At 61.4% G+C, this 16,239-nt stretch carries 11 protein-coding genes; 1 reads left to right on the top strand and 10 read right to left on the bottom strand.

The genetic code is table 11. The annotated features are described in order from the left end of the window. Position 1: 1 nt before the first annotated feature. The 9 genes from uca to trpS all read right to left on the bottom strand — a co-directional run bounded on the left by uca (position 2) and on the right by trpS (position 14,509). Positions 2-3,622, bottom strand: coding sequence for an urea carboxylase (uca, locus tag ACSBQS_RS02675; protein WP_342163167.1), 3,621 nt, complete (start codon positions 3,620-3,622; stop codon positions 2-4). A gap of 2 nt (positions 3,623-3,624) precedes the next feature. Further along, positions 3,625-5,454 carry an allophanate hydrolase gene (atzF, locus tag ACSBQS_RS02670; protein ID WP_434989602.1) on the bottom strand — a complete coding sequence of 610 codons (1,830 nt, stop codon included), beginning with the start codon at positions 5,452-5,454 and terminating at the stop codon, positions 3,625-3,627. A gap of 252 nt (positions 5,455-5,706) precedes the next feature. Further along, the gene (locus ACSBQS_RS02665) at positions 5,707-8,850 is read right to left on the bottom strand and encodes a right-handed parallel beta-helix repeat-containing protein (protein WP_342163170.1); all 3,144 of its coding nucleotides are present in this window, start codon (positions 8,848-8,850) and stop codon (positions 5,707-5,709) included. A gap of 192 nt (positions 8,851-9,042) precedes the next feature. Continuing rightward, entirely contained in the window at positions 9,043-9,507 is a 465-nt protein-coding gene (locus ACSBQS_RS02660; RefSeq protein WP_004939471.1) for a DUF1456 family protein, read from the bottom strand. A 231-nt stretch (positions 9,508-9,738) separates the two neighbouring features. After that, on the bottom strand, positions 9,739-10,638 hold the full coding sequence (gene phnE / locus ACSBQS_RS02655; protein ID WP_033633798.1) for a phosphonate ABC transporter, permease protein PhnE: 900 nt from the start codon (positions 10,636-10,638) through the stop codon (positions 9,739-9,741). Further along, positions 10,635-11,498, bottom strand: coding sequence for a phosphonate ABC transporter, permease protein PhnE (gene phnE, locus ACSBQS_RS02650; protein WP_016928590.1), 864 nt, complete (start codon positions 11,496-11,498; stop codon positions 10,635-10,637). The genes phnE (ACSBQS_RS02655) and phnE (ACSBQS_RS02650) overlap by 4 nt, the downstream gene beginning before the upstream one ends. Positions 11,499-11,576: 78 nt before the next feature. Beyond that, complete coding sequence (gene phnD / locus ACSBQS_RS02645; protein WP_004939482.1) at positions 11,577-12,509, bottom strand: phosphonate ABC transporter substrate-binding protein; 933 nt, start codon at positions 12,507-12,509, stop codon at positions 11,577-11,579. 41 nt (positions 12,510-12,550) lie between these two features. Beyond that, positions 12,551-13,384 (bottom strand): phosphonate ABC transporter ATP-binding protein, encoded by an 834-nt coding sequence (gene phnC / locus ACSBQS_RS02640; RefSeq protein ID WP_434989597.1) that lies wholly within the window; start codon positions 13,382-13,384, stop codon positions 12,551-12,553. Between the two features lie 117 nt (positions 13,385-13,501). Further along, positions 13,502-14,509: a tryptophan--tRNA ligase gene (gene trpS, locus ACSBQS_RS02635; RefSeq protein WP_197666262.1), complete on the bottom strand. Its 1,008-nt coding sequence runs from the start codon at positions 14,507-14,509 to the stop codon at positions 13,502-13,504. Between the two features lie 290 nt (positions 14,510-14,799). Between trpS and ACSBQS_RS02630 the strand changes: the two genes are divergently transcribed. Further along, positions 14,800-15,675 (top strand): NAD(P)-dependent oxidoreductase, encoded by an 876-nt coding sequence (locus ACSBQS_RS02630; RefSeq protein ID WP_033652668.1) that lies wholly within the window; start codon positions 14,800-14,802, stop codon positions 15,673-15,675. A gap of 32 nt (positions 15,676-15,707) precedes the next feature. Here the strand turns inward: ACSBQS_RS02630 and ACSBQS_RS02625 are convergent, their stop codons facing one another. Beyond that, the gene (locus tag ACSBQS_RS02625) at positions 15,708-16,235 is read right to left on the bottom strand and encodes a cysteine hydrolase family protein (protein WP_042783932.1); all 528 of its coding nucleotides are present in this window, start codon (positions 16,233-16,235) and stop codon (positions 15,708-15,710) included. Positions 16,236-16,239 lie beyond the last annotated feature (4 nt).

The following is a 16,239-nucleotide window of genomic DNA, read 5'->3' as shown; positions in this document are numbered from 1 at the left end:
TTCAGACCGCCTTTTCCAGCCACAGCAGGGCGTCGCCCGGCCCGACCGGCCGCCCCTGCCGGCAGCTGATGCGTTTAACGATCCCGGCGCGCGGCGCGGTGACCGCCAGCTCCATTTTCATCGCCTCGACCACGATCAGCGGCTGCCCGGCCGCCACCGCCTGCCCCGGTTCCACCAGGATCTTCCACACGCTGCCGTTCAGATCGGCGCTGACCAAATCGCCGTCGATGGCGTCTTCTTCCTCCGGCGGCAACAGCTGCGCCTCGGCCTCGTCGTCATCGCTGCGCCAGCGCGCCACTTCGGCGCTGAACGCCTGCTGCTGGCGATGCTGGAAGTCGGCGATCGCCTCGGCGTTGTCGGCCAGGAAACGGGTGTAGGCGGCGAAGTCGAACTCGCTCTCTTCGATGCGCACCTGCATGCGCCCTTCACGGAACGCTTCGCGCTGCTCGTCCAGCTCTTGCTCGCTGACCGGGTAGAAGCGCACCTGATCGAAGAAGCGCAGCAGCCAGGGCTCACCGGCGGTGAACTGCGGGTTTTTGAGAAACTTGTTCCAGATCGGCAGCGTGCGTCCCACCAGCTGGTAACCGCCCGGCGAGTCCATGCCGTAGATGCACATGTACATGCCGCCGATGCCAACCGTCCCTTCGGCGGTGTGGGTGCGCGCCGGGTTGTATTTGGAGCTCAGCAGACGATGGCGCGGATCGAGCGGCACCGCGCAGGGCGCGCCGAGGTAGACGTCGCCCAGCCCGAGGATCAGGTAGCAGGCGTCGAACAGAATGTCGCGCACCTGCTCGCGTCGGCTCAGGCCATTGATGCGCTGAATGAAATCGACGTTGTTCGGCAGCCAGGGCGCCGAGGCGCGCACCGTCTGTTGATAGCGATCCACCGCCCCCAGCGTGGCCGAATCCTCAAACGCCATCGGCAGCCACACGGTGCGCGTCGGCACCTTCAGGCGGCTGACGTCCCCCAGCGCCCGTTCGCGCGCCAGCAGGCGCTGCAGCAGGTCGGCCTGGCTAATCTGCCGGCTGTCGTAGCGGATCTGCAGCGAACGCACGCCCGGCGCCAGCTCCGCCACGCCTGGTATCGCCTCCTCACGCAGCGACTGCATCAGCAGATGAATGCGCAGCCGCAGCGCCAGATCGAGCACATTGTCGCCGTACTCCATCAGGATGTAGCCGTCCCCCGCCTGGCGATACGCCACCGCCGGGCGCCCGTCCGCCGCCGGCAGCGCCGCCAGCACCGCGGCGGAAACGGTCTCCGCCGGGGCCAGATCCGGCGGCGGCAGGGTGATGGCCTTCACCGCCGCCAGCGCTTCGATGCTGCCGAGCTGCGCCTGCTCCAGCGACTGCGCCTGCCGGAAGCCGATCGGATGGAAACGGATGCGGTCGCCCGGCTTCACCTGCCCCACTTTCCACAGTTCGGCCTTGGCGATGGTCACCGGGCAAACGAAGCCGCCGAGGCTGGGCCCGTCGCGGGTCAGGATCACCGGGAAGTCGCCGGTGAAGTTGATGGCGCCGACGGCGTACTCGCAGTCGTGCACGTTGGAAGGATGCAAACCGGCCTCGCCGCCGTCCTCCCGCGCCCACTCGGGCTTCGGCCCCGCCAAGCGCACCCCGAGGCGGTTGGAGTTGTAATGCACCTGCCAGTCGGTGGCGAAGAAGGCCTCTATCGATTCAGCGGTGAAAAAGTCCGGCGCGCCGTGCGGCCCGTACAGCACGCCGATGTGCCACTGGTCGCCGTAGTGCGGGATCAGGCTGTCGTCCATCGCCTGCGGCGCGGCGATCGGCGCCGGCGTGGTGCTGGCCGCCAGCGACGGTTGGGCGATCGCCAACATGTCCGCCACGCGCAAGGTGCGCCCGGCGTGGCCGCCGAACTGGCCCAGCGCGAAGGTGGAGCGGCTGCCGAGATACACCGGCACGTCAAAGCCGTTGCGTACCGCCAGATAGGTGCGGCAGCCTTGCGTGGCGCGCCCCAGCGTCAATACCTGCCCGGCCCGCACCGCGATCGGCCGCCAGTAGGCGACCGCCTCGCCATCCAGATCGGCCGGGCAGCTCGCGCCCGTCAGCGCGAGGGTGGCGTCGCAGTGAAAGCGCAGCGTCGGCCCCTGCAGGGTAAACTCCAACCCGGCGGCCGCCGGGTGGTTGCCGACGATGCGGTTGGCCAGCCGAAACGCGAAGTCGTCCATCGGGCCGGACGGCGGCACGCCGATGTCCCAATAGCCGAGGCGGCCGGGATAATCCTGCACGCTGCTGTAGGTGCCGGGTTGCAGCACTTCGAGGCAGTGCGGCTGGAAACGCACATCGTCCAGCAGGCGCGTCCAGACGTCGCCGCGCTGAAATTGCGGCGTGGCGATCACCTGCCGCAAATAGTCGAGGTTGGTGGCGATGCCGTGCAAACGGGTCGCCGCCAACGCCACGCGCAATTTTTCCAGCGCCTGTACCCGATCGGCGCCGTGCACGATCAGCTTGGCGATCATCGGATCGTAAAACGCCGACACTTCGCTGCCGGTCGCCACCCAACCGTCGAGGCGCACGTCGTCAGGGAAATGCACCTCGGTCAGCACGCCGGGGCTGGGCTGGAAGTTTTTCAGCGGATCTTCGGCGTAGAGGCGCACCTCAATCGCCGCGCCCTGCGGCGCGCGTTGCAACGCCACCCAATCCAGCGCGTCGCCCGCCGCCACCTGCAGCATGCATGCGATCAGATCCAGGCCGGTGACCATTTCGGTGACCGGGTGCTCGACCTGTAAGCGGGTGTTCACCTCCAGGAAATAAAACTCGTCGCGCGCAGCGTCATAGATAAACTCTACGGTGCCAGCGCTGCGGTAATTCACCGACTCGCCCAGCGCCACCGCCGCCCGGTGCAGCGCCTGGCGGGTCGCCGCCGGCAGATGCGGCGCCGGGGTTTCCTCCACCACCTTTTGGTTGCGCCGCTGCAGCGAACAGTCGCGCTCGCCGAGCGCCGCCACCCGCCCCTGGCCGTCGCCGAAAATCTGCACCTCGACGTGGCGCGCCCGATCGACGAAACGTTCGATAAAGGCGCCGGCGTCGCGGAAGAACTGCTCTCCCAGCCGTTTGACGCTGTCGTACGCGTCGCGCAGCGCCGCCTCGTCGTCACAGCGCGTCAGGCCGATGCCGCCGCCGCCGGCGGTGCTTTTCAGCATCACCGGGTAGCCGATGCGCGCGGCGGCGGCGACCGCCTGCTCAACGCTCTCCAGCAAGCCGGTGCCCGGCGTCATCGGCACCCCGGCCAACGCCGCCAGCTCGCGCGCCCGGTGCTTGAGGCCGAACTCGCGCATCTGCGCCGCCGTCGGGCCGATAAAGGCGATGCCCGCCGCTTCGCAGGCGTCGGCAAACTCGGCGCTCTCGGACAAAAAGCCGTAGCCGGGGTAGATCGCCTGCGCGCCGGTGGCCGCTGCCGCCGCGAGGATCTTGTCGATGCGCAGGTAGCTGTCGGCGGCCTTGTCGCCGCCGAGCGCCACCGCCCTGTCGGCCTCGGCGACGTGCGGCGCATTGCGGTCGGCGTCGGAATAGACCGCCACGCTGGTTACGCCCAGGCGTTTCAGGGTGCGAATGGCGCGGCAGGCGATTTCGCCGCGGTTAGCGATCAGTACGGTAGTAAACATGTTCATGCCCCCTTAACGCTGGCGAGATAGTCGCGCCAGCCGCCAAACTCAGTGATATCCGTCGCGTCTTCCAGCGCCCAGGCTTCGCAGATAAACCCCTTCACCCGCCGGCCGTCCGCCAGCAGCAGCGTGCCGATGCCCAATGGCGCCGGAATTTCCGCCACAAACTCGCCGAAACGGGCCAGCGGGATGTCCCACAGCTCAACGCGGATCGCCGCCCCCTGCGCCGCGCGCGCCAGCCCCGGCTTCGGCGGCTCGGTATCGGCCAGCGCATACAGGCGATAACAGGGGGCGGTAGCGGTTTGCTCCACCTGCACCGCGTCGCGCTGTGTCAGCTGGACGTTGAGCGGCATGCCGCTAAGGTGAGCGCCCACTACCGCCAAACGCACGTGTCCCGAAGACGAGGCCGGCGCCGGCTGCGGCGGCAATGCCCGGCCGATAGCGCCGAGCGGCAAGGCGCTTTGCCGTTGCCAGCGCAGGCCAAACGCCGCCAGCGCCCGGTCATGCCAGGCGGGCGCAATCAGGGTGATGCCCGCCGGCAGACCGTCTTCGCGCAGCGGCCCCGGCAGCGCCAGCGCGCTCAGATCGGCCAGGTTGGTGAAATTGGTGTAAGTGCCGAATTGCGAGTTGAACAGCACCGGCTCCTGCGCCATCTCCGCCAGGGTGCGGATAGTGGGCGCGGTCGGCACCACCAGCGCGTCGAACGGCGCCAGCCGCTGGGCGATTTGCCGCGCCAGCTCGGCGCGCAGGTATTCCGCCTTGTAGGCGTCGCAGGCGCTGTAGCCGAGGCCGTTGCCGACGATGCCGCGCACCACCGGATCGATAGCCTGCGGGCTCGCTTCCAGCACCTGCTCAATGGCCACCGTGCGCTCCGCCACCCAGGGGCCGTAATACAGCTGTTCCGCCAGAGTGCGAAACGGCGCGAAATCGAGGGGTTCCAGCGTGGCGCCGCCCGCCTGCAGCTGCGCCAGCGCTCGGTGAAACGCCCGCTCGGCCTGAACGTCGCCGAAAAACTCCAGCTGGGCGGGAACGGCGAAACGCGGCGCGGCGGGGATATCCGCCGGCGCGGTATGCGGATCGGGGCGGGAATACGGGTCTGCCGCGTCAAAGCCGCTCGCCAGTTCCGCCACCAGCGCGGCGTCGGCCACCGTCAGCGCGAAGACCGACACCGTATCGTTCAACCGGCAGGCCGGCACCACGCCGCGGTTGGACAACCGCCCCTTGGTCGGCTTCAGCCCGACGATGTTGTTGAAACCGGCGGGCACGCGCCCCGAACCGGCGGTGTCGGTGCCGAGCGCGAACGGCACCAGGCCGCGCGCCACCGCCGAGGCGGAGCCGGAGCTGGAACCGCCGCTGACGTAGCGGCTGTCGAAGCTGTTGACCACTGCGCCATACGGTGAGCGAGTGCCTACCAACCCGGTAGCGAACTGGTCGAGGTTGGTTTTACCAAGGGCGATCGCCCCGGCGGCGCGCAGGTGGGCGACCACGGTGGCGTCCGCCGCGGCCTGATAGGTGAACGCCGGGCAGGCGGCGCTGGTCGGCCAGCCGCCAACGTCGATATTGTCTTTGATGGCGAAGGGCACGCCGAACAGCGGCAGGCGGCTGAGATCGCCGGCGACCGCCTCGAGCCTCTGCGCCAACTGCCGATACTGCTGCTCGCGCTGCGCCGGCGTGGCGAGATACAGCCAGGCGTTATCGTCTGGGTTCAGCCCGGCGACCAGCGTTTCGATCGTCGCACTGACGCAGGCAAGGCGCTCGCCCGCCGGGCGGGTTTGGTAATGGTGTTGCCATTCACTGAGGGTAAAACCGCACGCTACAACAGATTCGCTCATCGACTGAATTCCATCTGGTACACAAGATGGGATTCAACAGAGCAACCGGCGTGCCAATTTTTAATCTCATGATTTCAATAAATTATAATTAAAACTTATGACGGCGGCGGCAAACGGGCTGCACCAGCGGCGCGCAGCGGGAGAACAAAAAGAGTGCAATGGCGGGATGATGCAGAGGAAAAACCGGGGCGACGCACTCGCCGCCCCGCAGGCCGATGGGGATAGGTCAACCGCCAGCCGCAAGCTCAGTACCTACCATGTGGTGAGCGCTACCCTTCTCCAGGTATTGGCCGCCGTGCAAATATAAAAAAACGTGGAGTCTGCCGACCATTGGCCTATTTTACCGGGTGCAACGGCCGAAGCGGGGACAGCAACTCTGACACCTACAGGATCTCCGTTCACGTTCGCTGAATCATAAATATTCAACACTTTTATGTGGCCGGAGGAGAATTGGTTATTCGGCCCACCAATAGGATAAGCGCCGTTACCGGCCGGATAGATGCCATTATCCGCAACCGTTAACTGCTTGGTGTACAACCCGCTCCATTTAAATGAGGGTTGTCCTAAGGCGGTCGCGATATCCTTCTGCGGCGAAAAATCCGCCGGGGAGATGGATACGCCGCTGCTGGTCGTATTGTTATTAGCGCCAAGCGTAAACTTAGGTGCAAAACTAATTAAAGAAGCCCCGTCCTGAGCCAACCTGACGCCCGGTTCAAACCCCTGAAGGTTATTGCCTGGAGAAATGCCGCCAAAGTAATGGTAGCTGGTACTCCCTCCTTTGGCGGCATAGAACAGGTTATCGGAGCCGTCCTTGATACCATGGAAAATGGCCGGATAAGCGCCATGGCTGGCCCTGTCCGCCAAGGACCACGGAAGTTGCCTAGGAGCCATATCGGCGATTGCCGCGTTGGCGAATCTTGTCGTATTGCTCAGCATGTTATCAAACACAAATGCCGCCGCGATGCCGTTTACCGGTTCTGCAGCCACATTGTAAGTGGTATTACCCACGTTATAGAAACCGCCCCGACATTCAAAGGTGCTTCCATCACTCTGAAGAATAGTTTCACCTTCGCAAGTAAACTGCCCCAGGATGTTATCGGTGTTGGTTCGGGTGAGTTTGATCGCCGTAGCGCCGACGCCGCCGAACAGGTGGATATAGCAGAAACCGTTGTACCACGTTACGCTGTTGGCGTTTCCTCTCAACTCCAGCCCCACGCCGGCATCCGTATTTGTGCCACCATCGCCCGGATTGCCGGAGACCTTGATCTGACATTGAATTTCATGGAACCCCACGCCGTGGAAGGAGCTATCCCCGCCATTGCTTTCCATCAAGATGTTCGACAAGCCACGGTGGAACCGGCAAGAGTGAAAACTGACGAACTCGGTAAACGCACCGGCATAGCCGTTCAACAGATGTAAGTTCACAAAAAACTTCATAATCAGCAATCTTTCATGCCGCATGAAACAGGAACCATTGATCCGATAGCCGGTGCCCGTATATAACGCGCCCTTGGCCGGCGTAATCGTCACATCGCTGATATATCTGTTGGTATGGATCCCGGAACCGCCTTTCGACTCAAAACACGCATGATCATTAGACGTCGGCTTAAAGAAGAATTTCGTACTAATCCAATTTTCACCCTCTATCGCAATGCCTTTATCTCCGGTGTAGTTTTCTCCCCCTAAATTTAAGGTATCTGTAATGTAATAGTTGCCGGCAGGAACATAGAGCTTCTTGTAGCCTTGGCTAATCGCATAAGCGATAGCCTGTTTAAACGCCTGCGTATCATCCGTACCAACGCCAGCTGTATCATTCCAATCGCCCTTCGCGCCGAACATCTGAGGGGTAATGTGGGGCACGCCTTCATTCGGGAAGGAATACTGAATGAGTTGATTGCCCGTTACCCCTGCAAGCGTAGAGAGAATCGGTTTAAAAGCGCAATCCCAGACGTTCTTGCCAATGAGAGTCGTTTCGTCAAATGCCCCGCCTAACTCCAGCGCCCGAGCGGGAGAAGCAAGTTTAATCACATTCCCTTCAATAATGGCGTTTTTCCCATTCAAGAAACGGATATAACCAAACCCAGAGTCCGTGACCCGATTGCCGGAAAACACCGTACGGTCGCCGTACAGCTTGATCCATACCTGGCTGCTGGTCCATCCGGAGTTGGTTATCTTGTTGCCGGTCATCACGCAGCTATTGGTGAACAGGGCAACCTTGCAATTATTGATAATATTGCCTGAGAGGGTCGCCTCCGTTGCGGCAATGCCATTGAAGGCCGAGGAATTGGAGGTGCCGCAGAAATTTAAAAAATTATTTGCGATAACGGACTCAGCGACAGAAATATCGTTATTGCCGTGATAGTCGATGCCATTCTCAACGGTATCTTCAACGTGATTCCCGATAATTCGTGAATTATTCGTAGGGATTTTGGTGGGGTTATTCACTAAGGAATAGTCGATCTGAATGCCGAACCTTTCGATCGTTTTGATGTAGTTATTAGAGATATTAATGTCACTGATTCCACCCAGCGAGATGCCATAGCTGGTATTAACAATATGGTTATTGGCAACGGTCAGGTTAGTGAATGAATGAGGCGTACCGGTCACTTCATTATTCAATGTCACCCCGCCCCCTCTTTGCGTATGCCCGGCCCCAGCAGGTTTAGCGGGTTTATGTCCATCATGAATATGATTGTTCACAATCAAGATGTCATAAGCATCTCGGTTCACGCCCGTTTTCAGCAAGATCCCGTCACCCTGGTGATTCGTCAGTTCGTTATTCTGGATTGTAATATGGCGTCCGCCACGAACGGCGATAGGTTCTTCACCCAGATCTTTAAGTAAATTGTTCTCAAGGGTAACTGACGTACAGTCAGAAAGGCCCAAAGCATCGGTATGCATGCTGATGACGCAATTTCTCACGGTGAAGTTTTCACAACGGGTGAAAGCCATGCCGGTACACGCGCGAGTGGCATACCACCAAATAGGATCTGCATCTTTCTGAGTCACCTTTCTCGTGATCCTCAGATCTTCCACGATGAAATTCGACTGTTCCACGGTATTAAAAATGTTGATTTGAGGCGTATCGTCATCCAGGTGAATTTCACCACCGCCATAAATATGGCAGTTGCTGGGGATCTGTAGAGACTGCCAAGCCGAACCCAACGTCAACCGATAGACATTCGCCATTCTGACCTGGCGTTTTTTCATCGAGTTAGCGGCGTCAATCGCCACTTTAGCGAACATGGCGCTAACAGCGTCTCGATCGTCAGCCAGGCCATCGCCTACGGCGCCGAACTGCTCAGGGGTATATTCAGCGAATTCGCCGCCGTCATTGACCTGAGCGGCGACATTTTTTGCGTTGAGCTGCGGATCTTCTTTTGACATTTGAGCCATTGAATTACTCCTCTGGATTTTACGTTTCAATCGACATTGAATTGAACGAACCCTAAAAAAGTAACCGGATGGGCGGCACGCCCTCCATCGATGGCGGGTGGCTGAGGGCCAGTACAACAAAGGTAGGAGGGAGGAGACAAAAAAAAAGGCGCAACCTTGCGATTGCGCCTGATGTTCGGTGAACGCTGCGCGTTACTCGCCGCGAACGCGCTGCGCCAACCCTTTGAGGAAGTAGCGCAGCATCTGATCGCCGCACGGGCGGTAGTTCTTGGTGCCCTCTTTGCGGAACAGCGCGCTCAGCTCTGGCTTGGAGATGCGGAAGTCCACCGCGGTGAAAATCTGGTGCATGTCGGTGTCTTTCAGCTCGAACGCCACGCGCAGCTTTTTCAGCACCAGGTTATTGGTGATCGGCAGTTCAACCGCCGGCGCCGGGAACTTGTCGTCCTTGCCGCGCTTGAAGAACACCAGGCCGTTGAGGAAGTGCGCCATCACTTCGTCAGGGCACTTCTCGTAGCCCGGCTCGCCTTCTTTGATCACGTAAGCGTCCATCGCCGACACCGCCACCTCGAAATCGTCCAGTTTGATAATCTCGACCATTTTGGCGTTGTTAATGCTCAGCATATAGCGCACGCTGCGCAGCACGTCGTTGTTCATCATGGGATTGCATTGCCTTTACTTGTCTAACGGGGACGTGCGCATTGTAAAAAAATGCCCCATACCCAAAATAATTGGAGTTGCATCGCGGCGGCAAATTTGTAAGCCCCCGGAGCATAGTTAACTATGTGACCGGGGCGCGCAAATGCAGCCAACAAAGAGGCAGCTCCAAGTATGACGGGTATGGCCGCACACCTTGAATGTGCGGCAGTATAGGGATCGGCAAGGGGTTTCTCAATCGATTTGGCTTTTTTGCTGATACAGCGGGATATCTTCGCCGATGATGTACTTGTTGCGCAGCAGCGACGAGACCTTGTCCATGATCATCACCACCACCACCAGGATCAGGGTGATGAACATCACTACGTCCCAGTTCCACAGCCGCATATTCTCCGCATACACCAGGCCGATGCCGCCGGCACCGACAAAGCCCAGCACCGCCGCAGAGCGGGTGTTGGACTCGATCTGATACAGGCTGAGCGCCAGGAAGGTGGGGAACGACTGGGTGAAAATGCCGTAGCGGTGCTTCTGCAACCCGTTGGCGCCCACCGCCGTCAGTCCGCGGCTGGGGGACTTGTCCACCGCCTCATGGCCTTCGGCGTACAGTTTGCCCAGCAGCCCGACGTCCTGCATCACGATAGCCAGCACCCCGGCGAGCGGCCCCATGCCGACGGCGCGCACGAAGATAAGCCCCCAGATCGCCATGTCGATGCCGCGCAGCACGTCCAGCAAGCGGCGCACCAGCACCGAAATTGGCCGCAGCAGCGGCGTCGACATCACGTTGCGCGCGGCGAAGAACGACAGCGGCAGCGCGATCAGCGACGCAGTGATGGTGCCGGCGAACACGATGGCGATGGTGATGCCGATCTGCTGGAAGTAGTACATGAACGGCCAGTTGGCGAAGTCATGCCAGACGAACATGCGCAGGAAATAGCGCCCCAGCTGCTGACAGCCGTTGATAAACTGCGGCCAGCTAATGCCGAAGACCAGGAAGAAGAACACGTAGTACAGCACGATCGCCAAGGCGATCAGGCCGACGGTGCGCAGGTAGCGCCCCTGCTGCGCGAAGATCGCCGGATGCTGCTGTTTCAACTGGCGCAGCGTTTCCGCCGATGCCGGAGTGCCCGCTGTCATTTTGCCCCCTCCACCACGCGCTTGCGCAGCTCGCCCGACACGTAGTCGAGCACGGAAACCACCACGATGATCAGCAGCAGCGTCATGCTGACCTGATCGTAACGGTCGAGTTTAATGTTGGTCATCAGCTCCTGGCCGATGCCGCCCGCCCCCACCAGCCCCAGAATGGTCGACTGGCGGAAGTTGATCTCCAGCCGCATGAAGCTGTAGGAGAGAAACACCGGCTTCACCTGCGGCCACAGGCCGAAGCGCATGCGCTGCAGCGGCGTGGCGCCGCAGGCCGCCAGCCCGCGCACCGGTTTGTTGGAGGCGGTTTCGATCGATTCGTAGAACAGCTTGGTCAGGCTGCCGATGGTGTGCAGCGCCAGCGCCAGGAAGCCGGGAATGGCGCCGATGCCGAACGCCATCACGAACATCACCGCCCACGCCAGCTCCGGCATGGTGCGCAAGAACGCCACCAGCGTGCGGATCGCGAGCCGCACCGAGGCCGGAGTATAGGTATTGCCGGCCGCCAGAAATGCCAGCACGGTCGCCACCAGCACCGAGAAAATGGTCGCCGCCAGCGCCAGCTGCAGGGTCTCCCAGATCAGCGGCAGCTGAATGTTCAGGCGATAGCCCCAGTAGGCCAGCGAGCCTTCGGTACGCCCATCGGCGAACAGCAGGTTCCAGTGCAGCGTCGGCACGGTTTCGGCCAGGTAGTCGAAGAAGTGCGGAATAGACACCCAGACGGTGTGCAGGTTGAACTCGGCGAGGTTGCCGGCGCCCAGGTACAGCACCACCAGCCCGAGCGACCACAGCAGCGCTTCGCGCTTTTGCTTGCTGCGGATCCGTTGGTAATAGTGTGCGAAATCGGTATTCAAAACAGGTCTTCCATCGTTATGGAACAAGGGGTTCAGCATGCTGAACCCCTTCATTCGGGCGGCCGAGGCAGCCGGGAATCAACGGTCGCCTTTGGTCAGCTCGCGCTTCATATCGATGATGGTCTGGTATTCCGCCAGGGTGGTGTCGCCGATGTGCTGTTTGCCGCCCATCGCTTTGATAAAGCACGCGTGATCGTCTTTATCCAGCTTCTTGATGGCGGTGACCACTTTGGCCTTGAAGTCGGCCGGCAGCGAGTTGCTCACCAGGATCGGGCCGTTCGGGATCAGCGGCGACTGCCAGATGATGCGGATCTGTTTCATCAGGTCCGGATGATCCATGCGGATCATGCGGGTGAACGCGCCGCTGGTGTAGCCGGTGTTGTAGTCGCCGATCATCGACGCCCAGGTCACCGCGCCTTCGAACTGGCCGTTCAGCACGCCGAGGATGTCCTGCTCGTGGCCGCCGGAGAAGGTGACACTGGAGAAGGTGTTGTTGTATTTGTTGTCGACCGTGCCGCCGAACAGCTTTTTAAACGCCTGGTTCGGGATCAGGAAGCCGGAGGTGGAATCCGGATCGGCGAAGCCGATGGCCTTGCCCTTCAGGTCTTCCAGTTTCTGGTACGGGCTGCCGGCCTTCACCACCACCACCGAGTGGTAGCCGCGCGACTGGTCGACGTCGTCAACCGCGATGCCGACGATGTCCACCGCTTTCGGATCCTTGATGTAAACCGAAGCGAACGACGACGGCGACATGCTGAGCACCAGGTCAATCTTGCCGCCCAGCAGGCCCTGGATCACGCCGGAATAGTCGGACGAATTGCGCAGCTTGGTATCGACGTTCAACTCTTTATCCAGGAACTGCTTCACGCACTGGTTATCGCCGATCTGCTGGGTGGCGTTCTGGCCGCCGAGAATGCCCAGGTTCAGCTCTTTCGGCGCATCCGCTGCGGCAGCATTAAATACCATCATCGCGCCGGCCATCAGGGTGGTCAGACTCAATACTTTTTTCATCAGGTGTGCCTTGTGTGTAAAGGGTAAAGGTCAAAAGTGCTTCAATGGATCTGATTGGCTTCCTCGCCATACAGCTGGTGCAGGATCCGTTCGTTCAGTTGCGAAGGATGCCCGTCAAACACGATCTTCCCGTGGGCGATGCCGATCACCCGCGAGCAATACTCTTTCACCAGTTCGACCGAGTGCAGGTTCACCATCACCGCGATGCCGTCTTCGCTGATTTTCTGCAGCGCGTCCATGATGCGGCGGGTGTTTTTCGGATCGAGCGACGCCACCGGCTCATCGGCCAGCAGGATTTGCGGGTTTTGCATCAACGCGCGGCAGATGGCGACGCGCTGCATCTGGCCGCCGGAGAGGTGCTCGGCGCGCTGCAGCACGTGCGGCAGCATGTTAAGCCACTGCAACAGCTCAATGGCGCGAGCGCGGTCGGCGTCATCGAACAGTTTGAAGAAGGATTTCAGGGTGGAGGTGTGGCTCAGGCGCCCCAGCAGCACGTTGGTCATCACGTCCAGCCGCGGCACCAGGCAGAAATCCTGGAAGATCATGCCGCAGCGCGCGCGCCACTGGCGCATCTGGCGGCCGGCAAGCTGGGCGATATCCTGCGCCACGCCATCGTCTTCGAAGTGCAGCATCTCGCCGCAGCTGGAAGGAATGGTGCCGTTGAGGGTATGCAACAGCGTGGACTTGCCCGCGCCGGAGCGGCCGATCACCGCCACGAATTCGCCGGCGTGCAGATCGAAATTAATGTCATCCAGCACGCGCTGCTGCGCTTTGTAAGCTTTGCCGAGCCCCTTTACCGATAACACTTTGCGGGATGCGGCGGCGTGCTGCCCTGGGAACTCGTGCTGCGCCAATTTTAACAGTGCCTGAGCCATATGATTTCTCTGGTTTCAGTGGCTAATCATTATGGGCACCTATTAACGGATAAGTTTATGACAGTGGGATGATGGTTTTATGGCCGGGGCGTGACGCGTGCCGCCCCGGCGTGCGCATCATTCCAGGCTAAAGAAGTCCAGCCCCAGCGCCGCCTTGACCTGCTGCAGCGTCTGCTGGCTGACCTGATGCGCGCGGCGGGAGCCATGCTGCAGGATGCGCGTCAGCTCGCCTTTATCGGCGATGAATTCGGCGCGGCGGGTGCGGATCGGTTCGAGCAGGCTCTGCAGACAATCCTCCAGCAGCCGTTTGATCTTCACGTCCCCCAACCCGCCGCGGCGGTAGTGCGCCTTCAGTTCCGCCACCAGCGCGGCGTCTTCGCAAAAGGCGTCCAGATAGGTGAACACCATGTTGCCCTCCACCCGGCCGGGATCGCTGACGTTGAGATGGCCGGGATCGGTGAACATGCTCATCACCGCCTTGTGCACCTCGTCGGCGCCGGCGCCAAGCGGGATGGCGTTGCCGCGCGATTTCGACATCTTGCCCTGCCCGTCCAGCCCCGGCAGACGCCCGACGTTGCTTAACAGCGGCTGGCACTCCGTTAATATCGGTTGGCCGACAATGTGGTTGAAGCGCCGCACGATCTCGTTGGTTTGCTCCAGCATCGGCAGTTGATCCTCGCCGACCGGCACGTGGGTGGCGCCGAAGGCGGTGATGTCCGCCGCCTGGCTGACCGGATAGATCAGAAAACCGGCCGGCAGGCTGCGGGCGAAATCCTTCTCGGCGATTTCGTTTTTCACCGTCGGGTTGCGTTCCAGCCGCGCCACGCTGACCAGGTTGAGGTAGTACATCGTCAGCTCGGCCAACGCCGGCAGCGCCGACTGCAGGCAGATCGTGGTCTTGTGCGGATCGATGCCGACCGCCAGATAGTCGGCCACGACGTTGAGCACGTTGGCGCTGATTTTTTGCGGGTTGTTGCCGTTGTCGGTCAGGCCCTGCAGATCCGCCACCATCACCGTTTGGTTATGCTGATGCTGCAGTGCGACGCGCTGGCGCAGCGAGCCGACGAAGTGGCCTAAATGCAGTGGGCCGGTGGCGCGATCGCCGGTAAGAATGGTGTAACTCATGACAGTGCTCCTGAAGGTCTGTAGACCGCCGGATCAACGCCACAAAAGATAATGCCGCCAAACCGGCGGCATTAAAAAGAGATGTGAATACTCGTGCCGCCTCAGAAGAGGCGCCACCATGACTGATTGTGGGTGGAGTGCATCGATATATTCATGCCATCAAGGTATACCCGCAGCGGCAATGCGTCAATAGCCGGCCGCCGGCGCGTAAGACAGCGTTACACTCCGGCATTTGCGTTCCTGGCCCGGCGCGCTAGGGTAAAACCTTCAACCTGAAAAAGGAGCGCATGATGAAGATCGGATTTGCCGGACTGGGTGGGATGGGCAGCGCCATGGCGGCTAACCTGGTGAAGGCGGGATTTGCGTTGACGGTATGGAACCGTTCGCCGCAGGCGGCGCAGCCACTGGTGAGCGCCGGCGCGCGGCAGGCCGAACGGCCGGAACAGTTGGCCGATGCCGACGTGCTGATCACCATGCTGGCCGACGATGCCGCGACGCAACAGGTGGTGGTAGACAGCGGATTGCTGCAGCGGATGAAACCGGGCGCGCTGCATATCAATATGGCGACTATCTCGGTCGAACTCGCCAAACGCCTGACGACGCTGCATGCGGAACACGGCATCGGTTATCTCGCCGCGCCGGTGCTGGGCCGGGTCGATGTGGCCGCCGCCGGCAAGCTGAATATTCTGGCGGCCGGCGATAGCGAGCGGCTGAAGCAAGCGCAGCCGCTGTTCGATGCCCTCGGCCAGAAAACCTGGCACTTCGGCGCCGATCCGGCGCAGGCCAACGTGGTCAAAATCGCCACCAACTTTACGCTGGCCAGCGCCATTGAAGCGATGGCGGAAGGCAGCGCGCTGGTGCGCAACTACGGCGTTTCCGGCGCCGACTACCTGCAGATGCTGAGCGGCACCGTCTTCGCCGCCCCGGCCTATCAGGGCTATGGCGCGCTGATCGCCGCCGAGAAGTATTCACCCGCCGGATTCCGGCTGGCGCTGGGGCTGAAGGACGTCGGGCTGGCGCTGGCCGCCGGCGCCGACAGCCATACGCCGATGCCGTTCGCCGGGGTGCTGAAAGACAATTTCCTCGACGCGATGGCGCAGGGGGATGCGGATCTGGACTGGGCGGCGCTGGCCAAGGTGGCGGCGCGACGAGCGGGCCTGAAATAACGAACGGGGGCTTAGCCCCCCGTTTTCCGTTCTCAGAACACGATGTCCGCCGCGGGCACGGCGCGGATCGGCACGCCGAAGCTGTCGATATTCGACAGCGTCTCGTTATGGTGGGTGCGGATCAGCAAACCGTCGGCATAGGATTTGTCGTGGCAGGTATGCGCATCCGCCGCCAGCGTCACCGGATAACCGTGCGCCGCCGCGCTGCGCACCGTGGTATCGATGCAAAACGGCGTGGAGTAGCCGCAAACCACCAGCTGCGATACGCCGTTGGCGATCAGTAACGCGCCGAGCGAAGTGCGCAGGAACGAGTCCGGCGTGGTTTTATCCACCCGATGGTCGCCCGGCGCCACCTTCAGCGCCGCGAGCACTTGCCAGGCGGCGCTGCCGTGCGGCAGTTCGTCGTCCGGCGTATGGTGCTGAATCACGATCACCGGCACGCCCGCCCGGCGGGCGCGCTCGCTCAGTTGGTTGATGCGCGCAACGGTGCCCGCAGCATCCGCCGGCGGCGGCGTAAACAACCCTTCCTGCACATCGATAATCAACAGCGCGCTGGTCATGGCG

Origin of the sequence: Serratia sp. H402Y, assembly GCF_051172415.1 — a bacterium.
GTDB classification, from domain to species: domain Bacteria; phylum Pseudomonadota; class Gammaproteobacteria; order Enterobacterales; family Enterobacteriaceae; genus Serratia; species Serratia ureilytica.
Note: the sequence above shows the minus strand (reverse complement) of the source record. Positions and strands in the feature narration are given on the sequence as shown.